Annotated in this window: 15 protein-coding genes; 5 read left to right on the top strand and 10 right to left on the bottom strand. The window is 46.7% G+C overall.

The features are described from left to right. Window positions 1-479 precede the first annotated feature (479 nt). Window positions 480-2,186: an NFACT RNA binding domain-containing protein gene (locus ACOV1R_RS08970; protein ID WP_003640521.1), complete on the top strand. Its 1,707-nt coding sequence runs from the start codon at window positions 480-482 to the stop codon at window positions 2,184-2,186. Between the two features lie 117 nt (window positions 2,187-2,303). Here the strand turns inward: ACOV1R_RS08970 and ACOV1R_RS08965 are convergent, their stop codons facing one another. The 3 genes from ACOV1R_RS08965 to ACOV1R_RS08955 all read right to left on the bottom strand — a co-directional run bounded on the left by ACOV1R_RS08965 (window position 2,304) and on the right by ACOV1R_RS08955 (window position 4,865). Next, window positions 2,304-3,065 carry an ABC transporter permease gene (locus ACOV1R_RS08965; RefSeq protein WP_097558244.1) on the bottom strand — a complete coding sequence of 254 codons (762 nt, stop codon included), beginning with the start codon at window positions 3,063-3,065 and terminating at the stop codon, window positions 2,304-2,306. A 12-nt stretch (window positions 3,066-3,077) separates the two neighbouring features. Next, complete coding sequence (locus tag ACOV1R_RS08960) at window positions 3,078-3,977, bottom strand: ABC transporter ATP-binding protein (RefSeq protein ID WP_016511704.1); 900 nt, start codon at window positions 3,975-3,977, stop codon at window positions 3,078-3,080. 393 nt (window positions 3,978-4,370) lie between these two features. Beyond that, window positions 4,371-4,865: an NUDIX hydrolase gene (locus ACOV1R_RS08955; protein WP_054519149.1), complete on the bottom strand. Its 495-nt coding sequence runs from the start codon at window positions 4,863-4,865 to the stop codon at window positions 4,371-4,373. A 202-nt stretch (window positions 4,866-5,067) separates the two neighbouring features. Between ACOV1R_RS08955 and ACOV1R_RS08950 the strand changes: the two genes are divergently transcribed. The 4 genes from ACOV1R_RS08950 (at window position 5,068) to ACOV1R_RS08935 (ending at window position 7,813) form a co-directional block, all read left to right on the top strand. Then, entirely contained in the window at window positions 5,068-5,793 is a 726-nt protein-coding gene (locus tag ACOV1R_RS08950; protein ID WP_016511705.1) for a DUF2087 domain-containing protein, read from the top strand. A gap of 3 nt (window positions 5,794-5,796) precedes the next feature. After that, window positions 5,797-6,168 carry a GIY-YIG nuclease family protein gene (locus ACOV1R_RS08945; protein ID WP_003645057.1) on the top strand — a complete coding sequence of 124 codons (372 nt, stop codon included), beginning with the start codon at window positions 5,797-5,799 and terminating at the stop codon, window positions 6,166-6,168. After that, entirely contained in the window at window positions 6,169-6,837 is a 669-nt protein-coding gene (locus ACOV1R_RS08940) for a chloramphenicol acetyltransferase (protein WP_003644393.1), read from the top strand. 565 nt (window positions 6,838-7,402) lie between these two features. Next, window positions 7,403-7,813, top strand: a complete 411-nt coding sequence (locus ACOV1R_RS08935) for an iron chaperone (protein WP_015380351.1) — start codon at window positions 7,403-7,405, stop codon at window positions 7,811-7,813. A gap of 110 nt (window positions 7,814-7,923) precedes the next feature. On the opposite strand, the gene ACOV1R_RS08930 is transcribed toward ACOV1R_RS08935, so the two are convergent. The 7 genes from ACOV1R_RS08930 to ACOV1R_RS08900 all read right to left on the bottom strand — a co-directional run bounded on the left by ACOV1R_RS08930 (window position 7,924) and on the right by ACOV1R_RS08900 (window position 16,440). Beyond that, window positions 7,924-8,523 (bottom strand): histidine phosphatase family protein, encoded by a 600-nt coding sequence (locus ACOV1R_RS08930; protein ID WP_003644391.1) that lies wholly within the window; start codon window positions 8,521-8,523, stop codon window positions 7,924-7,926. Between the two features lie 178 nt (window positions 8,524-8,701). Further along, entirely contained in the window at window positions 8,702-11,263 is a 2,562-nt protein-coding gene (locus ACOV1R_RS08925) for an ATP-grasp domain-containing protein (protein ID WP_128485036.1), read from the bottom strand. Beyond that, window positions 11,260-12,342, bottom strand: a complete 1,083-nt coding sequence (locus ACOV1R_RS08920; RefSeq protein WP_011101548.1) for a carbamoyl phosphate synthase small subunit — start codon at window positions 12,340-12,342, stop codon at window positions 11,260-11,262. The genes ACOV1R_RS08925 and ACOV1R_RS08920 overlap by 4 nt, the downstream gene beginning before the upstream one ends. A gap of 34 nt (window positions 12,343-12,376) precedes the next feature. Further along, the gene (gene pyrR / locus ACOV1R_RS08915) at window positions 12,377-12,901 is read right to left on the bottom strand and encodes a bifunctional pyr operon transcriptional regulator/uracil phosphoribosyltransferase PyrR (protein WP_003644388.1); all 525 of its coding nucleotides are present in this window, start codon (window positions 12,899-12,901) and stop codon (window positions 12,377-12,379) included. Between the two features lie 158 nt (window positions 12,902-13,059). Then, a complete protein-coding gene (locus tag ACOV1R_RS08910) occupies window positions 13,060-14,022 on the bottom strand; it encodes an RluA family pseudouridine synthase (RefSeq protein ID WP_015640389.1) in 963 nt (320 codons plus the stop codon). Beyond that, complete coding sequence (gene lspA, locus ACOV1R_RS08905) at window positions 14,003-14,452, bottom strand: signal peptidase II (RefSeq protein WP_003640508.1); 450 nt, start codon at window positions 14,450-14,452, stop codon at window positions 14,003-14,005. Before lspA ends, ACOV1R_RS08910 begins: the two co-directional genes overlap by 20 nt. Before the next feature lie 332 nt (window positions 14,453-14,784). Next, a complete protein-coding gene (locus ACOV1R_RS08900; RefSeq protein ID WP_128485037.1) occupies window positions 14,785-16,440 on the bottom strand; it encodes a formate--tetrahydrofolate ligase in 1,656 nt (551 codons plus the stop codon). Between the last annotated feature and the right edge of the window lie 13 nt (window positions 16,441-16,453).

Raw genomic sequence — 16,453 nt, 5'->3', positions numbered from 1 at the left:
CACCGACCACGTAAGGTCTTAGGCTGGAAGAGTCCATTTGAAGTTTTCTTCGGGACAAAGTTGCGCTTGATTTGACAATTCGTCACTCAAAAAAACTCAACTGAGCTTTGCTGACGCAAGCACGCTTCAGCGTAAACTGGCTGATCCAGTGCGATTCCATCGTAATTAGCACGCTTTAACCATCACTTATGCGAATAGCAGCACCCACAATGAATACATTTGTATTATACAATATAGAGTGTGTAATTACGACTACTTTTTATTTAAAATACCGTTAAAGTAGTTTTTGCATATAACATTTTTAGATTCAAAGCGTTCATCCGCTAATTGCTTGTTTGACAACTAGCAGCGTCGACGCCTAACTTTATGCGTCAGTGTGGGGCGCTAACTTGTTTTTACCTGTTCAAAAACGGTATACTAGTACCCGGTTAACTGTATTTTTACAGTGATAACGAATATCTTAGAAAGCGAGTGATCACATGTCCTTTGATGGTTTATTTACCCATGCCATGGTCACCGAATTACGCCAAACACTAGTTGGCGGCCGTATTTCAAAAATTAATCAGCCATACCAAAACGAGTTGATTCTGACCATTCGTGCCAACCGGAAGAATCACCCAGTTCTACTATCGGCTGACCCGACGTACCCGCGGATTCAGACAACACAAATCCCTTACGTTAATCCGGCCGTGCCGACGAACTTCGCAATGATGATGCGTAAATATTTACAAGGTGCCATCGTGACCGATGTGTCGCAGGTCGCCAACGACCGGGTTGTGCACCTGACCGTGACGACCCGTAACGAACTCGGTGATGCCGAGACATTGACGTTGATTATTGAAATCATGGCACGACATAGTAACGTGATCCTAGTTGATAATCAGACTGGTAAGATCATTGACGTCATCAAGCATGTCGGTGCGGATCAGAATCGCTACCGATTACTTCTACCAGGCGCGACCTACATCGAGCCCCCCAAGCAAGACAAACAAGACCCATTTACACCGAATACTGATTTTCACACCTTAGTCACGGATTACCCCAACGAAGACGTGTTGGCAAAACAATTGCAGCAGCATTATCAAGGATTCGGCCGTGATAGCGCACAACAGTTAGCTGCCGACTTGCATCAGCCTGGCGACCTTGATCACCATTATCTGGCCTTTTTGGCACAGTTTGATCAGCCGCAGGCGACGTTGATCACCTTACCAAATCATAAGACCATGTTTGCCGCGGGACCGTTTGACCATTTTGGCAAAGCCACGCGCCAGTTCGACTCATTGAGCAGTCTGCTTGATTTTTATTATGCAGACGCAGCCCAACGGGAACGAGTTCAACAACAAGCCGGCAATCTGATTCGGGTGGTCAAAAATAACCTGAAGAAGAATCGTAATAAGCTCAAAAAGTTGGAAAAAACCTTAGCTAACACCAAGCAGGCCGATGAGCTGCGGTTAAAAGGTGAAATCTTAACGACCTATCTACATGAAGTCAAACGTGGGATGACTGAGATCACTTTACCAGACTATTATCACGATAACGCGCCGTTAAAGATTCAACTATCTAATCAGCTCTCGCCTTCCCGGAACGCGCAGAAGTATTTTTCGCGTTATCAGAAGCAAAAAAATGCCGTTGGCTTCGTTGGTGAGCAGATCAGCTTGACCCAAGCTGAAATTGATTATCTGGACAATATCCAGACCCAAATCGAGCTTGCTAGTCCCGCTGACATCACCGAAATTCGTGAAGAATTGACGCAACAAGGCTACTTAAAGCAACACAAGACTAAGAAAAAGCAACGCAGTTCACGTAAACCGAGTCAACCCCAGGAATTTACTGCGAGTGACGGGACGCCGATCTTTGTCGGTAAAAACAACCGGCAAAACGATCAGTTAACATTGAAAACGGCCCGTAAGAGTGACTATTGGCTGCATACACAAAAAATCCCAGGCTCACACGTCATCATTCATTCAGATGATCCTAGTGACCAAACGCTCACAGAAGCCGCGAATCTCGCCGCATACTTCTCAAAAGCCCGCGATTCAGCAACCGTTCCGGTCGATTACGTCCAAGTTCGCCGAATTCGCAAGCCCAATGGTGCCAAACCTGGCTTTGTGATCTATGAAGGTCAGAAAACATTGTACGTTTCTCCCAATGCTGAGCTTGTTGAACAACTGACACCGCACGCGTAAACTGGTTTTAAGAGTACGCAGTGATCAATCATTAACCAACAAAATCGCGCGTCCAAGATAAAATTTCTGGACGCGCGATTTTTAGTACTTACTGGCAGTGCTTCAAACGGTAACGGTTCAAACTTCCCGCCGCCGAAAGAATAGCAGGCCTAACACTAAGAATAAAATAATGTATGCAAGATTGCCCCAAAACAACTGGACATCCGTGAGATTGGTAATTTTACTCAGCGTCGGTAATCCCAACTGGGCTGAAAAGTTGAACATGTTGAGTGGGTTCCATTTGAGCCACGTATACTTCCGAATAAGTGCGATCATGGGAATATTAACCATTCCCAGAACAAAGTATCCGATGATTCCGACCGCGACTGCCGCACCAGAACTCTTGAAAAGAGCAGCAATTAGCAGCACTAGACTTAGCAGTAACCACGTATTGAGAAATTCACCACCAACGCCCGCCAACCAATCATGCCAAAACTTGGCCCGCGTAAAGATCGCAAATTTATCATTTACTAAGCAGACTTTAAGTAAGATGGCAAACAGACTGCTACCGACATACAACAATGGACTGTAGGTTAACAGCACGAGCCACTTACTAACCAAAACGAGTGGTCGTGAATAACGCTGCGTTAACACGTGCTTGATCGTCCCAAATTGAAATTCCATCGTGATCATCGTGGCCGCCGCTGCTACCATAAAGAAGACGATGAACTGCTGCGCTTCAAAATTAGCGGCAAACATGGTTTTGGCGGGAAAAATCGTCGGCTTGATCCGCGCCAAAATCGCAAAGATCAGCGCTATGGTAGCCAATATCAGTCCACACCAAATCGTGGACTTCTTCTTAAATAGTTTTGTGAGTTCTTGTCGATATAACGTCATCATCAGTACCACTCCCTAGGCGCTGGTTGTCGCCAGTAATTTTAAAATCGTACTTTCCAAATCAGCCGCCTCATGCCGAACATCCCTGACCGTCAGTCCGTGACTAGTCAGAACATGGAGCACATCTGCTACCTGATGGTCCGGTGCTAAGTGGACTTTCACAACCGTGTCGGCAACTACTTGATAGCCGGCCGCCACCAAAACCGCTTTCGCCTGACCGTCATGATCAGTTTTCACAGTGACAAAATGATCGGTCGTCGTTAACAGTGCTGTCATCGTTGTTTTCTCAATAATTTTACCGTGATCGATAATGACTAAATCGTCTGCTAACTTTTGCAATTCACTGAGAATGTGACTAGAAATCAAAAACGTGACGCCCACCTGTTTTTGCTTCAAGATAAAATCGCGTAACTCCTTAGTACCTTGTGGATCCAAACCATTCATCGGTTCGTCCAAAATCACTAGTTGCGGCCGATTCAAAAAGGCCAGGGCGACACCAAGCTTTTGTTTCATCCCCAATGAATAATGACGCGCTTTTTGATGGATATAGTCGGTCATGTTTAGTGCGGACACCACCGCCGCCAATCGCGCTTGGGCATCGGGCCCGTCCGCAAACAAACGCAAGTTGTCCCAACCGCTCATATACGGATAAAGACTCGGATACTCGATTAGTGACCCCACCGTCGCCAAGATGGGATGATGATCGAATCGCATCGATTCACCTGCGATTTGAATCTCACCATCCGTGCTAAGTAGCCCTAAAATTGCTTTCATAATTGTCGTTTTTCCAGCGCCATTCGCGCCCACCAGGCCCACGATCCGTCCCTGGGTGCATTCAAAACTAACGTCACGCAAAACTGGCTGGTGGCCGTAACTTTTATTCAGATGTTTAACTGTTAAAATTGCATCGGCCATTTAAATCCCCTCTCTTTCAAGATGGCAAACGTTCTCATAAGCTGTCGACACGTTGCGTCCCTCCTTAAACGATAAGTAACCCTGCCTAGGAAAGATTACCATTCGGACGTTACTGAATTATAGCTCGCTATTCATTTAAATGTTGGTTTTCTCGGGCGCACACCAGTATTTTGGTACTTTTAACCCCCACCACGCGAAACGACGATTAACTAACCAATCAACGTCATCATTTTTGTCACGTTAGGGCTAAGCCACACACCCACTTAAACGCACTAGTTGTGCGCATGAATCAAAAACAGGTGAACACTAGATCGGCCACATTGCCAACCTAGTGTTCACCTATTTTTCGCTTTTGAAATGAAATTTTTGGCGCCATTCCGGGATTAGCTCAGGTCAATAAACCAGATGATCCAGCACAGTCCAGTCCGGGTAGGTCTGATCGCTTGGGTCAAACCGCCCGGATAACAACACTGCCTTTGCTTTTAAAACCAACGGTGACGCATTAGCTTCAGTCAACGCATGCAACGGCACCCGTGATGCTCCATGCGAATCTTGACCATCAAAGTTAGCGACATGTTCAGCCAGTTGCCCAGTTGTCCGGGTCACTCGGTAAAAGACCGCCAGATGTTGGTTCATCCGCCACTGCTTGAACTGCCAGGGATACCGAAAACTCGTGATACCCAATTGCGTCAATTCAGTCGGGATTAACCCGGTTTCTTCTTGAATCTCACGGCGAATCGCGGCAAGTAAGGGCTCACCATCGGCCAAACTGCCACCTGGTAAGTCGTAGCGATTCGTATAGGGACCACCAAACTTTTTAGTAACGACCAACGCATGCTCATCGCCAATAATCCCATAAACACCAAATGCACGGTGATAAGTTTCCATTGTCCCACGTCCTTTCACGTTTAAACAGCGTCGTTAAGCGTAAGCGCTAGCTATCTTGGTGTCAAGGCAAACCTAAGCGTTTACTGTAACGGTAAACATATCAGATGATTGTAAGTTTACTATTTTAGTAAACATTAATTCATCGATTGTGTTTACAAATACAGTAAACAGTCTTATAATCAGTAACATTGGAGGTAGCCTCATGGACTTAACTAGTTTAACGATTGATGATTTAAAACGCGGCTGGCATCAAACAGCCACTGCCCGGTATTGTAATTACTGTGATGCTAGCTGGGAAACGACTACAGCGGCGGCCACGATCGAACAACACTTAACGATCGTCCATGGTGGTATCCAGTCACCACTGATTCACTTAGCGAGTCGCTACAATACTTTAACCACTAAACAGCAAAATTTACTGACTGCTTTTGCGACTGGCATCAAGGATGCCGACTTGGCTAAACAATTTCAATTAGCGGCGGCCACGATTCGACATCAAAAATTTACATTTCGTGAAAAAGCCAAACAAGCTAAATTGTACCTGGCCATCTATCAATCCGTCTTTGAGAGTGGTCAGACGCCCAATGATTTGATTGTCCTGCCAGAACAACCTGGAATTATTGATGACCGCTTTGCGATTACTGAAGACGAAGCGGTCCAAACATTGAAGCAGTACTTCAACTTTGATCATGACCCACTACAATTGAAGCGGTGGCCCAAAAAGCAAAAGACGATCGTCACAATTCTAACGCGGATTATTGATGAAATTCCGATGAACCGGCCAATCAATGAAGACGAGCTCAACCACTATTTACGACCGATTTATTTTGATTACACCACGCTGCGCCGTTACCTGATCGACTACGGCTTCTTAAAGCGTACCGTCGATGGCCGGCAATACTGGCGCACAACTACTAAGGAGGACTGAACCATGCAACCAGTCGAAAAGCATCGCTTACAACAAAAATACAAACTTGCCCCAACTTATTACGGCGTCATTCAAATTACCAACGAACGCAATCATAAAATTTGGATTGACACAGTGCCCAATTTACACAACCGCTGGGCCTTTTATCAACTAAATCTTAATAAAAACTTTTACCGGTCCAACCCGTTACAGGCTGATTGGAATCAACAAACTGCCGCTGACTTTTCATATCAAATTCTGTGGCAAAAGGAAACGACCGATGTTACTAATATGCGTGCCACGCTCAAAGCACTCAAAACCAAATGGCTGCACGATTTACAACCATTCGATGACCATGGCTATAATCGGCGCCCTAAAGATTGGAAGGAAAACTAAATGACCACCACTAAACCAAACATGCACGCCGTTGCTATTAATCCTGCAGCCTGGCCGCGCCAAACTTATTTTTACTATTTCACCAAGATAGCCCCCAGCGGTTTTAGTCTCACGGTAAATATGGATATTACCGCCACCCTAGCTTGGACTAAAGCCCACCACGTTAAATTCAACGCGGTATATCTATACCTAGTGAGTCGCTTGTTGACCACACATCCCGAAATGCGCATCGGCTATTTGAACGATCAACTGGTGACCTTTGACGTGTTACATCCGTCTTATACGATCTTACACGCTGACCGGACAATGGCTAATTTATGGACGACTTACGACACCGATTTTGAAACGTTCTATCAACACTATTTAGCAGACCAAGCTGAATTTAGTGCACTTCCAGGGCCCATGCCGAAAACACCACAAACACCTAATCTGGTTAATATCGGCTGTCTTCCAGGAGTCCACTTTAGTAGCTACACGCCCCTCCCATTCAAACCACTAGATAGTTTCTTTCCAATTTTTCAGGCTGGCCAGTTTAAGAAGGACGCTGACAAAACAATCATGCCGCTAAGCATTACGGTCAATCATGCCACCATTGATGGCGATCATCTCAGTCGTTTTTTTAATGAACTCCAGTCATGTTGGGAACAACCAACACAATACTTAGCCTAACCATATAGTCAAGGCCCGTTATGTGCATTTGTTATCCAGCTTAAACACCGCTCGTCAGGTCTTTTTTTGAAGCGAATGAGTCACTAGCTTAATCAGTGTTATTTACCGGTGTTTGTTCGCTCATCAGATTGCGCCTTTCTTCAAGCAACCACACCGTAACCGCTGTCCAAGTAGTGCCGGCCCTCGCCAGTACAATTCTAAGAAATTCTTATGCTAGCCTTATGAAAACGCAGTAGTTGAGTCTGCTTCAAATGGGTAAACTAAAGACATTAATTAAGAAAGGAACTGATGTCTATGCGTCATTCACAAGTCTTAACGATCACGGTGAAACAACCGCGGCCTCGGAGTGCTGATCCAGCTGTCATTTATAGAGTCGATCGCCATCCTTACTGGCATTGGAACCTAATGAACTAATAAAAACGAACCGTGCACTGAATCGTAGTGGGCTCAAATGCGCGGTATTAAAAACAATCCCGTTCGATCAGCCGTGTGGGCCACCTGATTGAACGGGATTATTTTTGGTTGCAAGCTCTGCGGGTATCCGGTACACTGAAGCCATCAATGAATGGAGGAAATGCCAATGGCTGAGTACCTTGACGCTGACCTAGCTGTTTTGACACCATATCTGGAAAAGCTGGGTGCAACACCCCATCGCGCCCAACTGATTACCTTGCTCAACTGGGTACACACGACTTTTCCACAACTCAAGGCACGGGTCGCCTGGAATCAACCGATGTTTACTGACCACGACACATTTATCATTGGGTTCAGTACCGCCAAGGATCATCTGAACATTGCACTTGAATCACATACTTTGGATAGCTATCGGAACGCGATCACGGCTGCTGGTGATAAAACAACCAAGATGTTATGGCAAGTTGCTTTCGATGCGCCAATCAATCACAAGCTACTTGCAGAAATCATTCAATATAATATGACTACTAAACAAACCATGACGACCTTTTGGCGCCCTTGATGCGTCAGCGTTCACGACCCCGCTTTCATGCCTGAATCCGAGTCGTGAGCGCTTTTTAATGCTTAAACTCAGACTGAGTGTCAACGCACTTAAATCTAGTTGACATAATTTTAATTTTTATCAGTTGCAGCCAAATTAATGATTTTTTCAAATGTGAAGCGGCCCGCGTCATACTGGTACTTGATGACTGCACAGTTATGTAACACGATGCCTTGCCGCTCAATTTCGTCCATTGAAAGCCATTGCCGCAAAAACATGAAGCTAGCCCCACCGTGACTGACCGCCAACACCTGATGATGATCCGGACGTGCCATCACCGCCGTCAACGTTTTGACAACGCGGTCTTGTACCTGCAAATCACTTTCGCCACCGTACTGACAGAAAAAGTCACCATGACTGCGGCGCACGGGGTCCGGTTTTGGATTTAACACTTCCGACTCACCTTCGAAAACGCCAAAATTCCACTCTTTGATACCCTTTAAACGCTCATAAGGTTGCTTGGTCACTAATTCTAACGTGTCACTAGCTCGTTCCTGCGTTGAGCTGTACGCATGATCAAACGTAATCCCTTGCGCCTGAAAATACGCACCCACGCGTTGGGCATCCGCAATTCCTTTGGGGGTTAGCGGCGAGTCACACGCCCCCTGAATCTTCTTCAGCCGATTAAAAAGTGTTTCACCATGCCGCATCATATATAATGTCTTTGCCAATTTAACTAACCTGCCTTTAATTTGTCTTTAGATAAGCATACCATAAATGAAAGCGCTATTTAAAGCGTCCTATACATTGGCCAGTTAGAGCCTACTTTTGCCTACGAACGCGCAAAAAAGCACAACCAGATTTTAGTCTGGCTGTGCTTTAAATAGCGATATTGATCAAAAGCTCAGACTAAAAATCCGTATCTTCATTTCCCTGATTCAACGCTGTCAACGCCGCCTTTAACGTGTCGCCATGTGCAATCACCGTGCCGGTAGCATGGCCCGGTTCACCGGTGGCTTCCACTTCATCATAAATTTGTAAATGATTGTAGGGAAATGTATTCGCCTGAACATAGACTGGCTTTAGCCGGTTAACATCCGGATAGTCGTACATCACCTTAGTCAGTGCTTCGCCTAATTTTACGTGAAGTAATAAGCGGGTCACGCTCGACCCACTGGCCTTACTGATTAACGCCATCGTAGCAATGCTCATCGGTTCAATCGTAGCAAGTTGCAAAGCCGTATCAGCAATTGCTAACCGAACTGTATAGAGCCCGGGCGCACCCATGGCGAGCACTCGTTGCTTGATTTCAGCGTGTAAAGCTGTAATTGCCTGATTTTCCGCCTTATCACGAATCGGAAATACTTGGACCGCACCACGGACATTGCCACGCAAATTATTTCCCGCAATAATTTCACTTACCCCAAAAATTGTCACATCGGTGCCGTCCGTAATCACCTCGACGGCGGGCGAATCGTTGGTCTTGATCTGCTCGCGCGGCAAGCTATTGTTGATTTGGATCACTTGGTAGCCATCCTGTACTAACTTCTGGCCCAGCCGGTAATCATGATAGGTGGTAAAAACGATCAACGGCTTTTCAATCGCTAAGACGTTTAAAATATCCGAATACTGTTTAGGTTCAACGTAACGTTTTTTGGCCAATCGCGGAGTCATCGCCACACTATTAGGGTTAGCGTTGATCAAAACAGGCTCATAATCAGCCTTTTTCAAGTAGAACAACAGTTGTGAGACCAAATAGTCGTTCCCATGGTTGGTTCCGATCCGGTTAGCACCCGTGCCAATGACAACGACTCGCCGACCAGTAGACGGTTGACTTTCGTTATCAAATTCGTACGTGGAGTAATAAGTACTCGTCTGCTCAGTAAATTCCCCGGCAGTCGGTTCGACCTCCTTAAAAGTCGGTTGAATTTCATTTTCCAACGCAAAGTTGCGAACCTTAGCCACATCCGTTTGCCAGGCAGCGGCCGCATCTTCATCGGTAAAGCCAAAATATTTGGCTCGGCCCAGCGCGTGGACGTCAAACGGCCGTTCACGCAAGGCTCGTTCAATTTCTAAAATATGACTCAGTTTATAAAAGTAAAAAGCATCAATCTTGGTTAGCTCGGCTAATTCATCGATTTGATAACCACGATTCAGGGCTTCAAGTAAAATCAGCATGCGCCCAGCTTGCGGATGAATCAACCGTTGGATCAGTTCACCCTCCGAATAGTTCTGGGGTCGATTAGCAATCACGTGATAGCGAGATTCGTCCGTAGACCGCAACCCCTTCAACAAGGCTTCTTCCGTTGAACGACCAATACCGATCACTGAGCCTGTCGATTCCGTCACGGTGTCTAGTTGATGACTAACTTTCTTCAACACATTAAACGGCCAAACTGGTATCCGGCAAACAATATGATCTAAAACGGGTTCAATTAAAGCTGTTTGTTTACGGTAGGCTCCGGGCAGTTTGACCTCTGCCAAACTTATCCCGACCATTAGATTACCAACAACTTGTGCTAACGGATACTCGGTTGCCCGCGCGGCTAACGCCATCGTCCGATCAAAGTACGGTGTCACTTTAATCACGTAATAGTTTTGCGTGGTCGGATCAAGTGCAAATTGAACGTGACAAGAGCCGGTCAAGTGTAACTTGCGCATGATCTTGAGTGTCGCTGAGCGAAACTGTTGGTATTCTTGATCCGTAATCGTTTGCGTTGGGGCAAAAACGATTGAATCAGCGGAGTGAATCCCAACTGGATCAAAATTTTCCATCCCACTGACTAGTAGCGCGGTGTCCTTCTGATCACGGACGGCTACAAATTCGAGTTCTTTATAGCCGACGATACTCTGTTCGACAATACATTGTTTGGTCCCTGAAACTTTGAATCCCATTGCTAGTGCCCGTTGCAGTTCGTCTTCATCTTCACATAGTTGGCGACTCGCTTCGATTCGGGGTGCGACAGACTTGACGATCACTGGAAAACCGACGTGGCGCACCACGGCCATCGCCTCAGTCGTGCTAGCCACAACTTGTGAGGCAATCACGGGTTCACCCATATCTTTCAACCGGTTGCTCATCAGCGCTGGGTTGACGATCATGTCGACCACGTCTTGATCCCACTGTAGCAACTTCACGTGATTATTTTTTAACACATTGTTGCGAATCAACCCTTGAATTAGGGTGACTGTTTGGACGCCACCAAGTGAAGGAATGAGGCCATCAGGCTGTTCAGTTTCAATAATTTTGGATAGTGCGGCGACAGTCAGTGGTTCCAAATAAGCCTTGTCAGCAAACCGATTTTCAGCCGCCACGGAGTAAGCATTGTTATCGACGAGGACAACAGCAATGCCCAGACGCCGAATTGCCGCACCGATTTGGGTCACCGCCGCGTCGTGTTGTCCCTCTCGGCCAATGTCATTATGCCCAGCGCCAATAATCAACACTTTTTGTAAGGCTTGATTGTTCACCAGATTGGCCCCCTTGCTTGTTGCATCGACTCAACAAATTCATCAAAAATATCGCGCGTTTCAGTCGGACCAGGAGCGCCATCTGGGAAAAATTGCACTGAAAACGCTGGAAAGTCCCGTAGACGCAGTCCTTGAATCGTCCCATCGATCAAGTCAACAAATGTCGTGATTAACTTATTACGATCAACAGTATCCGCATCTACCGCGAACCCCTGGCCCTGAGCTGCATAAATAATTTGGTTCGTAATCACTTCGCGGATTGGGTGGTTAGCCCCATGATGTTCAGGTGATAATTTCATAATTTGAGCGCCATTGGCCATCGCAAATAGTTCGTGGCCCAGTCCGATGGCAAACAGTGGCACCCGATTTTGAATGTTCTTGATCATCTCAGTCACACTGACTGGTAAGTCCTGCGGTTTGCCGGGCCCAGTCGATAGAATGACGCCGTCTGGATCTAAGTTTAAAATTTCCTCAGTCGTTGCCGTATAAGGTAAGACCGTGACGTTACAAGCACGCTTACTAAGTTCGCGCAAAATCCCGTGTTTGAGGCCAAAGTCGATGACCACGACATTGAGCCCCGTCCCCGGATTAGGAAATGGTTTCGGTGTTGCGACCGCTGCCACCTGTTGATTAGTCAGCACGGTCGCACCCAATTGATCAAAGGCATGGGCATCTGCAACGTCTACGATACTGGCTTTCATCGGGCCACTTGCTCGGAGTTGCTTCGCTAAGTGCCGTGTATCAATATGGCTGATGCCAGGAATATTTTGTTGCTTTAAATATTGATCCAGTGACCAGCGCCGCTGCCGGTTGGTCGAAATGCTAGCGACATCCCGAACAACGACCCCCTTAACGGTCGGTAAAATTGATTCGTAGCTATCGTGGTTGATCCCATAGCTCCCAATGGTTGGCTGCGTAAAAGCAACGATTTGGTTATGATAAATTTGATTAGTAATAATTTCTTGATAGCCCGTCATACTCGTGTTGACGACGATTTCTCCGGTAGAAACCGCTGGCGAGCCAAAGCCTTCACCTAAATAGGCGCTGCCATCTTCAAGAATCAAATAGCGGTCTGCCATTGCGATCCCTTCTCATCTGTTTGACTTTGTCGTACTAGTTAATAATTTCAATACCATCGTGACCGTCGATTTCATTGACCGTCACTTTGATGCGTTCTTGACGCGCGGTGGGAATGTTGCGACCAATAAAATCAGCGCGAATCGGCAATTCGCGGTGACCACGATCGACTAGCACCGCCAAGGCAATGCTCTGGGGCCGACCGCCACCCATTAATGCGTCTAAAGCCGCGCGAATTGTTCGGCCGGTAAATAGAACATCATCGACTAAAATGACCCGCTTATCCGCCACCGAAAACGTTAACTGATAGTCCGTTGAAAGCCGTGCTTGATCCAGCGGCTGATCATCACGAAATGCCGTGATGTCTAACTCGCCAACTGGAATCGCAGTACCTTCAAGCTGTTGTAATTGGGCTGCAATCCGCTGCGCAATATAGACGCCGCGGGTTTTAACGCCCACTAAGACGACATTTTTAATGCCTTTGTTCTGTTCGATAATTTCATAGGTGATCCGGGTCAATGCCCGTTTCATCGCCATTGAATCAACAACTTCTTTTTGCATAATTGCCTCCCAATTTGTGGTTATCGCTTTTTTGAGCAACCCGTACGACAAAGAAAGACGGCCGGACAAGGTGTCACGGCCGTCGACGAAAAGTTATTGTTAACAGTTTGCCTTTCAGTCTCGCAGGGCCGGATTAAAGGACGCTCATTACTGTTAGATTAATGATTCCCATCGGTTTTGTCAAGCTTAGCCAAGGTTGTCGTAAAGATTGGTGGTAGTGGTGCTTCAAAGGTCAATAAGTCACCCGTTACGGGGTGCTTGAATCCCAATAATTTGGCGTGTAAAAATTGACCGTGCCCCTTAATCGTCTTTTTGGGGCCGTACAGGGGATCGCCCACCAGCGGATGTCCAATAGATTGTAAATGAACGCGGATTTGATGCGTACGGCCAGTCTCCAGCCGGCAACTAATCAAAGTATAGTGCTGATAACGTTTCAGTACTTTAAAATGGGTGACTGCTGGTCGCCCGGTCTTAACGATGGCTTGCTTTTTGCGATCCTTCGGTGACCGACCGAGTGGCGCATTAATTGTCCCCGTATCCTCTTTAATCACTCCGTGAACGAGTGCGACGTATTCTCGTAAGTTAGTTTTCGCCTTCAGCTGAGCCGCTAACGATTGGTGAGCCCGGTCATTCTTTGCGACCATCAATAATCCGGACGTATCTTTATCGATGCGATGAACGATTCCTGGCCGAAATTCACCGTTGATCGTCGACAACGGACTATGATACAGCAAGGCATTCACCAAGGTATGGTTAGGGTGCCCAGGGGCTGGATGCACGACCATCCCCTGAGGTTTATTGACAACCAAGACGTCATCGTCTTCATAAACAATGTCTAATGGAATGTTTTCTGGCTCAATCGTTGTTTGTTGAACCGTCTGTGCGGCAACGACAATTTCGTCACCTGGTTTGACGTGATACTTGCTCGCCTCGAGCTGACCATTGACCGTCACCTGATCCGTTTTGATCAGCTTATCAACTTGCGACCGCGTCCAGACCGACTGTAGTGCCGCTAACACTTTATCCAAGCGCCCTGTTTGGTCAGTAATCGTGAATTGTTGTTCCGTGGTCGCTCCTGCCACGTTATCAGCTCCCTGTAACTTATTTTTCAAAACTATCATCCCGCAGCACGCCGATCAAGATAAAAATGACGCCCACGGTTAAACATGAATCCGCAAAATTAAAAATTGGAAAATTAATAAAATCAAGTTGGAACATATCGACGACGTACCCAATACGTAACCGGTCAATGAAATTCCCCAAAGTTCCCGCAATCATCAGTGAAATACCAACCTCATATAGCCATTTGCCACGTAAGCGCCACAGCAAGTAGCCCATCACGATCAAGGCAATCACTGAAATCAAGTAGAAGAACCACATCTTGCCTTCTAAGATACTCCAAGCAGCCCCGTTATTATGTAAATTTGTGAGTGATAATAACCCGGTAACAATACTCGTACTGGCACCCAACGCAATATGACTCACAATCGCTGCTTTGATAACTTGGTCAATAATGACCAGCGCTACCATTAAAATTAAATAGATCCACATATTCTGTCCTCACATTTCGCTAAGCTGTGTTTAATTATACCAAAAGACGTCGTCCTTGTACGAAACTCCGGCAGGAAAAGCGCGGTTTTTATTGCAGACTTAATAACTAAGCACCTTTCGAGTATTCCCCCAAAAGCATCGGCATCTGGTTAACCACCCCCCAGTTGAAGCAACGAGCCTGATGATTGGTTGCACCGCTCAACTGCTAAGCGAGTTAGTCATCATCGGTAGCTCACAAATTAAACGTGTGTGATTGATTCGCTGTCGCAGTCTTCCAAAAACAGCGCAAATAAAAAGCCGACCCCCACTGGCATCGACTTATCGGTCAAGCTTTAGAACAAACCTGAGATTTTTCCATCATCACTAATGTCCATATCGAGTGCGGCCGGATGTTTTGGCAGTCCTGGCATCGTCAACACGTTCCCGGTCAAAGCGACAATGAAACCCGCACCTAACTTCGGCACAAATTCACGAACATTAATTGTAAATCCGGTTGGTGCTCCGAGACGTTTGGGATCATCGCTCAATGAGTATTGCGTCTTCGCCATGCAGACTGGCAAATGATCCCACCCTTGCTTAGCAAACGTTCTCAATTGGCGCTGAGCTTTCGCTGAATATTCGACATTGGCTCCACCATACGTCTTAGTGACAATATCGTTGATTTTCGTCTTAAGATCCGCATCCGCTGGTGATAACGGTTGAAAATGACTTGGCTGAGCACATAAATCAACCACTGCGGCAGCTAAGTCGGTTGCCCCGTCACCCCCACGACCCCAGACATCAGCCAAGACTGCATCGACTCCAAGATCGGCACAATAGTCTTTGACGGCATGGATTTCGGCGTCAGTATCGGCCGTAAATTCGTTGATGGCCACCACGACTGGCACCCCATAACGTTGCATGGCATGGATATGATGTCCTAAATTAGCCACACCGGCTTTCAAGGCCGCCACATTTTCGGTTGCCAAATCTTGCAAAGCCACGCCACCATGTAACTTTAAAGCCCGAATCGTCGCCACGATTACCACGGCATTGGGCGCTTGTCCGACCGCTGGCACGTTAATATCCATGAATTTCTGACCACCCAAATCAGCACCGAAGCCCGCCTCGGTTACCGTATAGTCGGCTAGATTCAATCCAGCTTGCGTGGCAAGTACACTGTTACAACCATGCGCGATATTGGCGAACGGACCACCATGAACTAGTGCTGGGGTATGCGCCAGGGTTTGAACTAAATTTGGACGTAACGCGTCTTTCAAAAGTAACGTGATCGCGCCACCGACGTTCAAATCAGCAACTGTCACTGGTTGACGGTCATGTGTGTAGCCAATTACAATTCGATTAACACGTTGTTTCAAGTCCGCAATATTTTCTGAAAGACAGAGAATGGCCATCAGTTCACTCGCGACGGTAATGTCAAACCCATCTTCACGAGGTACACCCGACGTTGCACCACCAAGGCCAATCACCGTATGCCGGAGCGCCCGATCATTAATATCCAACGCGCGCTTCCATTGAATTCGACGCTGATCGATACCCAACTGGTTACCTTGTTGAATATGGTTGTCAATTAAGGCCGCGAGCGTGTTGTTCGCAGCCGTCAGGGCATGCATGTCGCCGGTGAAGTGCAAATTGATATCTTCCATTGGAATCACTTGTGAGTACCCGCCACCAGTGGCGCCACCCTTCATCCCCATAACTGGTCCTAATGAAGGTTCCCGCAATGCAATCATCGTTGACTTACCAATCTTAGTCAACGCGTCACCTAACCCAATAGTCACGGTTGACTTTCCCTCACCAGCAGGCGTCGGGTTAATCGACGTTACTAAAATAAGGTTGCGTTGAGTTTTCTTAACCGGTAACGGTAATTTGAGTTTAGCCTTCGTGCTCCCATATTGGTCGATCTGGTCAACCGTCAAGCCCGCTTTAGCCGCAATCGCCGTAATCGGTTCTGGTGTCACTTGCTGTGCAATTTCAATATCCTTCATCAATTCTCCGCCC

The sequence above is a fragment of the Lactiplantibacillus sp. YT640 genome (assembly GCF_049745435.1).
Lineage (GTDB): Bacteria > Bacillota > Bacilli > Lactobacillales > Lactobacillaceae > Lactiplantibacillus > Lactiplantibacillus plantarum.
Note: the sequence above shows the minus strand (reverse complement) of the source record. Positions and strands in the feature narration are given on the sequence as shown.

Coding starts and splice junctions, on each gene's coding strand:
- ACOV1R_RS08970 (WP_003640521.1), top strand. CDS start 480: ATGTCCTTTGATGGTTTATTTACCCATGCCATGGTCACCGAATTACGC.
- ACOV1R_RS08965 (WP_097558244.1), bottom strand. CDS start 3,065: ATGATGACGTTATATCGACAAGAACTCACAAAACTATTTAAGAAGAAG.
- ACOV1R_RS08960 (WP_016511704.1), bottom strand. CDS start 3,977: ATGGCCGATGCAATTTTAACAGTTAAACATCTGAATAAAAGTTACGGC.
- ACOV1R_RS08955 (WP_054519149.1), bottom strand. CDS start 4,865: ATGGAAACTTATCACCGTGCATTTGGTGTTTATGGGATTATTGGCGAT.
- ACOV1R_RS08950 (WP_016511705.1), top strand. CDS start 5,068: ATGGACTTAACTAGTTTAACGATTGATGATTTAAAACGCGGCTGGCAT.
- ACOV1R_RS08945 (WP_003645057.1), top strand. CDS start 5,797: ATGCAACCAGTCGAAAAGCATCGCTTACAACAAAAATACAAACTTGCC.
- ACOV1R_RS08940 (WP_003644393.1), top strand. CDS start 6,169: ATGACCACCACTAAACCAAACATGCACGCCGTTGCTATTAATCCTGCA.
- ACOV1R_RS08935 (WP_015380351.1), top strand. CDS start 7,403: ATGGAGGAAATGCCAATGGCTGAGTACCTTGACGCTGACCTAGCTGTT.
- ACOV1R_RS08920 (WP_011101548.1), bottom strand. CDS start 12,342: ATGGCAGACCGCTATTTGATTCTTGAAGATGGCAGCGCCTATTTAGGT.
- pyrR (WP_003644388.1), bottom strand. CDS start 12,901: ATGCAAAAAGAAGTTGTTGATTCAATGGCGATGAAACGGGCATTGACC.
- ACOV1R_RS08910 (WP_015640389.1), bottom strand. CDS start 14,022: ATGATAGTTTTGAAAAATAAGTTACAGGGAGCTGATAACGTGGCAGGA.
- lspA (WP_003640508.1), bottom strand. CDS start 14,452: ATGTGGATCTATTTAATTTTAATGGTAGCGCTGGTCATTATTGACCAA.
- ACOV1R_RS08900 (WP_128485037.1), bottom strand. CDS start 16,440: ATGAAGGATATTGAAATTGCACAGCAAGTGACACCAGAACCGATTACG.